Below are 7,002 nucleotides of genomic sequence, written 5' to 3' on the forward strand. Positions count from 1 at the left end.
TCAGGTGTGGGTGGCAAGGAGGTCGAGGGAGACGTCGATGATCATGTCTTCTTGGCCGCCGACGAGGCCGCGGCGTCCGCATTCGACGAGGATGTCGCGGACGTCGAGCTGGTAGGTGGCGGCCGCGTTCTCGGCGTGGCGGAGGAAGCTGGAATACACCCCCGCGTACCCCAGGGTCAGGGTTTCCCGGTCGACCCGCACGGGCCGGTCCTGCAAGGGCCGGACCAGGTCGTCCGCGGCGTCCTGCAACGCGAACAGATCACAACCGTGTTCGAACCCGGACAGGTCCGCGACCGCGATAAACGCCTCCAACGGGCAGTTCCCCGCCCCCGCACCGTGCCCGGCGAGGGACGCGTCCACCCGGAACACCCCGTTCTGCACCGCGACCACGGAATTCGCGACCGACAACGACAGGTTCTCGTGCGCGTGAATCCCGATCTCCGTCCCCGGATCCAACACGTCCCGGTACGCGCGGACCCGTTCGGCGACCCCGTCCATCGTGAGCCTCCCCCCCGAATCGGTGACATACACGCACTGCGCCCCGTACGACTCCATCAACTTCGCCTGCGCAGCCAACTCCACGGGGCCGCTCATGTGGGACAGCATCAGAAACCCCGACACATCCATCCCCAACTCCCGGGCCGCCGCGATGTGCTGCGCGGAAATATCCGCTTCCGTGCAGTGCGTCGCGACCCGCACCGACCGCACCCCCAACTCATACGCCCGCGTCAACTCATGAATCGTCCCCACCCCGGGAAGAAGCAACGTGGTAAGCCGGGCCCGGTCGATCACGGACGCGGCCGCTTCAATCCACTCCCAATCACTGTTCGACCCCGGACCATAATTCAACGACCCCCCCGCGAGCCCATCCCCATGCGCAACCTCGATCGCATCCACCCCCGCCGCATCCAACGCGCGGACGATGGCTTTCACGTTCTCCGGAGTGATCCGATGCCGGACCGCGTGCATCCCATCACGCAACGTCACATCCTGCACGAAAATCTTCGACCCCATCACACACCCGCCTTCACAACAGCGATCCGCTCCGCAGTCTGCACCGCCGCCGACGTCATAATGTCCAAATTCCCCGCATACGCCGGCAAATAATGCGCCGCACCCTCCACCTCCAAAAGCACCGACACCTGATGCGTCGGACGCCCCCCCGCATAGCCCGGGTCCAGGAGAGTCTCCACCGGCTGATCCGCCGGCACCGGCCGGATCGTGACCGGCTGCTTCAACCGATACCCCGGCACATACCCCGCCACCCGGGAAACCATCTCCTCCACACTCGCCACCACCCCATCCAGCACCGACTCATCCTCGACCCGGACCAACGCGAACACCGTGTCCCGCATCATCAACGGCGGCTCCGCCGGATTCAAAATAATGATCGCCCGACCCCGACCCGCACCCCCCACCCGCTCAATCGCCAACGACGTGGTCTCCGTGAACTCATCAATATTCGCCCGCGTCCCCGGCCCCGCACTCCGCGACGCGATCGACGCAACAATCTCCGCATACACCACCGGCACCACCGCACTAATCGCCGCGACCACCGGGATCGTCGCCTGCCCCCCACACGTCACCATATTGATATTCGACGCATCCACATGCTCATCCAAATTCACCGCAGGCACCACATACGGACCAATCGCCGCCGGCGTCAAATCAATCAACCGCTTCCCGTACGGCTCCAACACCGAAGCGTTATGCACATGCGCCCTCGCGCTCGTCGCATCAAACACAATCTCGATCTCCCCAAACCCCGGCATCGCGACCAAACCCTCAACACCCTCATGCGTCACCGGAACACCCAACCGCGCCGCACGAGCCAAACCATCCGACGCCGCGTCGATCCCCACCATCGCCGCCAACTCCAAATTCACCCCACCCCGAATCACCTTGAACATCAAATCCGTCCCAATGTTCCCCGACCCAATAATCGCAACCTTCACCTTGCTCATCCCTCACATCCTCCATCCGGGGTGTTACATGCAGATTCGGTGGAGGGCGACGATGGGGCCGCCCTCCACCGAACCGGTTTCAGCGTGTTACGAGCAGGCAGCGCCCGTGAACGCGTTGATGAAGCCGCCGAGCGCCTTCTTCGTCGTGCCGCTGTAGGTCGCCTCCTGGACGCACGCGGTGAACACGCGCGCTCCACCGGCCTGCGGAACAGGCGTGGTGAAGTTGATCGCCGGGGCGAACCCGTTGATCGTCACGTTGTTCGCCTGGTTCAGCGCCGTGGTCACGTTGGCCCCCGTGATGTCGGAGGACATGCCCCCCGAAACCTCGGCGAACACCAGCACGGCCGCGTACGCGGCCTGCATGGCGTAGTCGTTCACGGCCTGGTCAGCCGAGGCGCCCAGCGCGGCGGTCTGCGTGCGGTACTCCTGCGCAACCGGCTCGCTGCCGCCGGCGTTGTAGTAGTTCAGCGTGTACAGACCCTGCACCGTGCCCAACGTCGACGTGATGTTCGAGATCACGTTCGCCGCGTCCGTCCCGAAGACGACGATCTTCTGAGCCGGGTTGCTGGACTTCAGCAGCTGGGTCAGGCTGATCGCCTGCTGGTCCGGCACCGCCGCGATGACGCCATCCGGGTTGGTGTTGTTGACCGCCTGGGCATACGGCGCCATGTCCGCCGCCGTGAGAGGCACCGTCACGTTGTTGAAGTTGATCGGACGCGAGTAGTTCTTCACGCCGAGCGGCGGGAGCTGGAAGATGCTGGCGAATGCCGCGCCCTCCGCGCTCACCATGGCGATGTTGCTCGAGCCCTGGTCTGCCAGCATGCGGGCGAAACCGGGGTAGTAGATCGGCGGGGAGTCGGCCAACGCGAAGGTCTCCGGCGAGCTGAAGCCCGCCGGGGTGGAGACCTGCGGCGCGATCATGGGGATCTTCGCCGCTTCCAGGATCGGGATGAACGAGTCGGCCACGATGCTGCTGGGGCGGATCACCGCCGCGACCTGCTTGGACACCATCTGCTGTCCGCAGTCGGCTGCGGTGGTGCTGTTGCCACCCGAGTCGCAGACGAACAGGTCGAGGGGGTGACCGTTCACGCCGCCGGCCGCGTTGATCGACGCGACGGCCGCCTTCGCACCCGTGGGGGTGGTGGCGAAGGAGATCGGACCGGTGACGTCGACGATCATTCCGATCTCGATCGGCGTGCCGTTGGCGGACCCGGAGGGCGAGGACGACGAGTTCCCGCTACAGGCCGCTGTCGTCAGCAACGCGCCGACCGCGATGACCACGGCCATGGACCGTGTGAGGTGTTTTCTGTTCATTTCGATACTCCACTCTTCATTGACTGGTGCTTTTTATCGGGGGAACGAGTTGAGGGACCGGACGATCCGCGGGGTCATGTCCTGCTGGGTTCGGGCGTCGTGAGGTCGGTGCGTTGGTTGGTGGTGCCGACGAAGACGTCTTTGATTTGTTCGAGGCGGTTTTGGGTTTCGGTGGCGGTTCCGGTGTAGAGGAGGTTGCCGCGGGCCATGACGTAGGCGCGGTCGGCGATGGTGAGTCCGCTGGTGATGTGTTGGTCGACGAGGAGGACTCCGACGCCGGTGTCGGCGACGGTGCGGATGGTGTGCATGAGGTTGTCGACCACGATCGGTGCGAGTCCGAGGGAGAGTTCGTCGATGACGAGGACCTCGGGTTTGCGGGCGAGGGCTGCGCCGACGACGAGCATTTGTCGTTCCCCGCCGGAGAGGAGTCCGGCGGCGCGGTCGCGGATCTTTGCCAGTTGCGGGAAGTATTCGTACGCGATGTCGGGGTTCCCGCCGCCGAGGACGAAGTGGTCTTGCACGGACAGGCTGCGGACGATGTTGCGTTCCTCAGGGACGTACGCGAGCCCGTTCCGCACCCGCCGGTACAGGGGGGTCCGTTTGGTGGGGGTGCCTTTCCACAGCACGTCGCCCTTCATGGGTTTGATGACCCCGCAGATCGTTTTCAGGGTCGTGGATTTCCCGGCCCCGTTCGGTCCGATCAGCAACACCACCTCACCGCGGTTCACGGTCAGGTCGATGTCGCGGACCGCGGGCAGGTCCCCGTACCCGGAGGTCAGCCCACGGATCTGGAGTTGTTGTTCATCGGTGACCGACGCCCGCACGGCGGGGGTTTCGGTGACCCGGGCCGCGCCGACCGTTTCGACCCGGTCGGGGGTTTCGATGGTGACCGTTTCGACGACCACGACCGTTTCCGGTTCCGGGGCGGTGACCCCGGTGTCGGTGTCGCCGAAGTACGCGTCTTTCACCTGCGGGGACGCGGCGACCTGTTCCGGGGTGCCCGACGCGATCACCGCGCCCTGTTCCAGGACCACGATCTGGTCGCACACGTCCATCACCAAACCCACGTCGTGTTCGACCAGCACGATCGTCATCAACCAGTCATCCGCGAGCCGCCGCACCAGCCGGCCCAGTTCCGCGGTCTCGTTCTCATCCAACCCCGCCGCCGGTTCGTCCAGCAGCAGCACCGACGGGTTCGCTGCGACCGCGCGGGCGATCGCGACCAGCCGCCGCCGCCCGAACGACAAGTCGGATGCCATCGTGTCCAGGTCCCCGGTCAAACCGAACTCGTCGATCGCGGACGACGCGACCGGAGACAGTTTCGGTTTCCCCGGCCGGAACAAGTCGGTCACATACGCGCCCAGGTCCCGCCGTTCACACGCGGTGACAATGTTGTCCCGCACCGTCATCGCGTCGAACAACTCCAACGACTGGAACGACCGCCCCAAACCCGCCCGCGCACGCCGGCGGGTCGGCCAGCCCATCACGTCCTGATCGTTGAGCAGCACCCGACCGGTCTGCGGGTGCACGAACCCGGTCGCCGCGTCGATCACCGTGGTCTTCCCCGCCCCGTTCGGACCGATCAACCCCACAATCTGACCCGGCACCGCCTGGAACGACACCTTCTTGACTGCGTGCACCCCCCCGAACGACACCGACACATCCGACAGTTCCAACGTGACCGGCGCGACCGGCTCCACCCGACCCCGCACCCCACCCGCCGTCGCGGCGTCTGCCGTTTCGGTGGTCGCGGCGTCCGCGGTCTCGGTGGCGGCGTCTGCCGTCTCGGTGGTGTCTGCGGTTACGGCTGGGGTCTTGCGGTGGAAGAGGCGCGCCACCCAGGCGCGGGTCGCGGCCATGGTGGAGAACCCGCCGTTGGGCAGGTACGACAACTGCACCAGCAGCAACAGACCGAGCACGACCTGCACGATCGTGGAGGTCCCGATCAACTGCCGGATCGAGAACGGCAGCAACCCCAACGGGTCGATCAACCCGCCCATGATCGCACCCGCGACATACCCGATCCCACCGATCACCGTGTACAACACGATCGAGATCGAGTGGAAGAACGAGAACATCGGCACGAACTGCACGATCGGGCTGGAATACGTGATCAACAACCCGCCGACACCTGCCAACGCGGCAGCCAACGCGAACGCATACAACTTCGCTTGCGGCACGTTGATCCCCAACGCGGACGCAGCCCGCTCATTCGTCCGCACCGCGATCAGACGCCTGCCGGACCGGCCGCGGCGGAGGTTCATCACCCCGAACGAGGTCACCGCGAGCAGCACCACACACACCACCGCCCACCGCACCGGATACACCAACCCGGACAGGCTGAACCCGAACAGATCCGGCGACCCGATCGAGCCCGCCGCAGCCTGCCCGCCACCCAGAGCGGAGTTGTCCAGGAACTGCTGCTCGATGAACACCGCGAACGTCAACGTCACGATCGCAAGGTTCATCCCCCGCACCCGCACCGCCGGCAACGCGATGATCAACCCGACCAGGATCACCGTGATCACCCCGACCACCGCGCCCAAAAGGAACCCGCCACCGGCCATCACGATCCGAGTCCCGACCCACCCGGCCAGGCCCGCCAACGCCATCTGCGCCAACGAGATCTGCCCCGCATACCCGCTGACTACCACCACCGACAAACAAATGATCCCGAGCGCCGCGCTGATCGAGAGCGCCCCCAACGCGGACGGCGACAAGAACACCAACAACAACACCCCCGCGACCACCAGGATCGCCACCGTCACCCACCGGATCTTCCCGTCGGTCAGCATCGGCGGTTTCGCGAGATCCTCATCGGTCCGGCTCGTCACCGAAATGTTCCGGACCAGCAACGCGACCACCACCACGATCACCGACACCAACGCCTGCACACCCGCGATCGGCCACGACGGGTTACTGGTCTGCAGCAACGTCAACTCCGACTGCAACACCCCGATCAACAACCCACCCGCAAGCGCCAACCAAAACGACCGGAAACCCCCCACCACCGCAGCCACCAGGAACGGCACCACCATCAAACTCAACTGCGTCACCGACAACCCCACGATGTTCACGATCATGATCGCCGCCAACACCGACAAGAAACCCGCCAACCCCCAGTTGATCAACGCCACAAAATCCCGCGACACCCCATGCGTGTCCGCAACACCCTCCGCGACCGCCGTGGTCCGCTTCCCGAACCGGGTATACCGATACACCGGCACCAAAACCGCGGTCAGAACAACCCCGACCCCCAACAGAATCAACCGGTCCACCGACACATCCGCGTTCCCCCACAACGGAATCGAATCCTTCGGCAACACCGGCGCCGGAGCAGACGGAGCCCCACCCCACGTCCCCAACGCCCACGCATACAACACCGCGAAAAACGCCAAACTCGCAACCAACTGAATAATCGGCTGCGCATTCCTCAAACGCCGCACCACCACCGCATAAAACGCAACATTCAACAACACACCCGCACCAAACGCGAGCACCAACGCCACCACCAACGGAACACCCGCACCCCGCAACAGGTAAAACGCGAACGCCCCCACCATCCCCACCGCACCCGACGCGAAATGCACCACACCCGACGCCCGATACACCAACACCAAACTCAACGACCCAAGACCATAAATAGCCCCAGACCCCAACCCCAGAATCGCAAAAATCAGAATCTCGTTCATACCACGAACTCCGGCATCGAAATGGTCCTTCC

General features: G+C 64.9%; 4 protein-coding genes. All 4 read right to left on the minus strand.

The window, feature by feature from the left end:
- Positions 1-1,014 (minus strand): 4-hydroxy-2-oxovalerate aldolase, encoded by a 1,014-nt coding sequence (gene dmpG, locus ABCS02_RS34500; protein WP_345837347.1) that lies wholly within the window; start codon positions 1,012-1,014, stop codon positions 1-3.
- A complete protein-coding gene (locus ABCS02_RS34505) occupies positions 1,014-1,964 on the minus strand; it encodes an acetaldehyde dehydrogenase (acetylating) (protein WP_345837348.1) in 951 nt (316 codons plus the stop codon). Before ABCS02_RS34505 ends, dmpG begins: the two co-directional genes overlap by 1 nt.
- 87 nt (positions 1,965-2,051) lie before the next feature.
- Positions 2,052-3,278 (minus strand): ABC transporter substrate-binding protein, encoded by a 1,227-nt coding sequence (locus tag ABCS02_RS34510; RefSeq protein ID WP_345840244.1) that lies wholly within the window; start codon positions 3,276-3,278, stop codon positions 2,052-2,054.
- Between the two features lie 74 nt (positions 3,279-3,352).
- Positions 3,353-6,970, minus strand: a complete 3,618-nt coding sequence (locus ABCS02_RS34515) for an ATP-binding cassette domain-containing protein (protein ID WP_345840245.1) — start codon at positions 6,968-6,970, stop codon at positions 3,353-3,355.
- Positions 6,971-7,002 lie beyond the last annotated feature (32 nt).

The sequence above is a fragment of the Microbacterium sp. X-17 genome (assembly GCF_039615055.1).

What these genes read in the sequence shown, in the direction of transcription:
- dmpG (WP_345837347.1), bottom strand. Translation starts at nt 1,014, where the DNA reads ATGGGGTCGAAGATTTTCGTGCAGGATGTGACGTTGCGTGATGGGATG.
- ABCS02_RS34505 (WP_345837348.1), bottom strand. Translation starts at nt 1,964, where the DNA reads ATGAGCAAGGTGAAGGTTGCGATTATTGGGTCGGGGAACATTGGGACG.
- ABCS02_RS34510 (WP_345840244.1), bottom strand. Translation starts at nt 3,278, where the DNA reads ATGAACAGAAAACACCTCACACGGTCCATGGCCGTGGTCATCGCGGTC.
- ABCS02_RS34515 (WP_345840245.1), bottom strand. Translation starts at nt 6,970, where the DNA reads ATGAACGAGATTCTGATTTTTGCGATTCTGGGGTTGGGGTCTGGGGCT.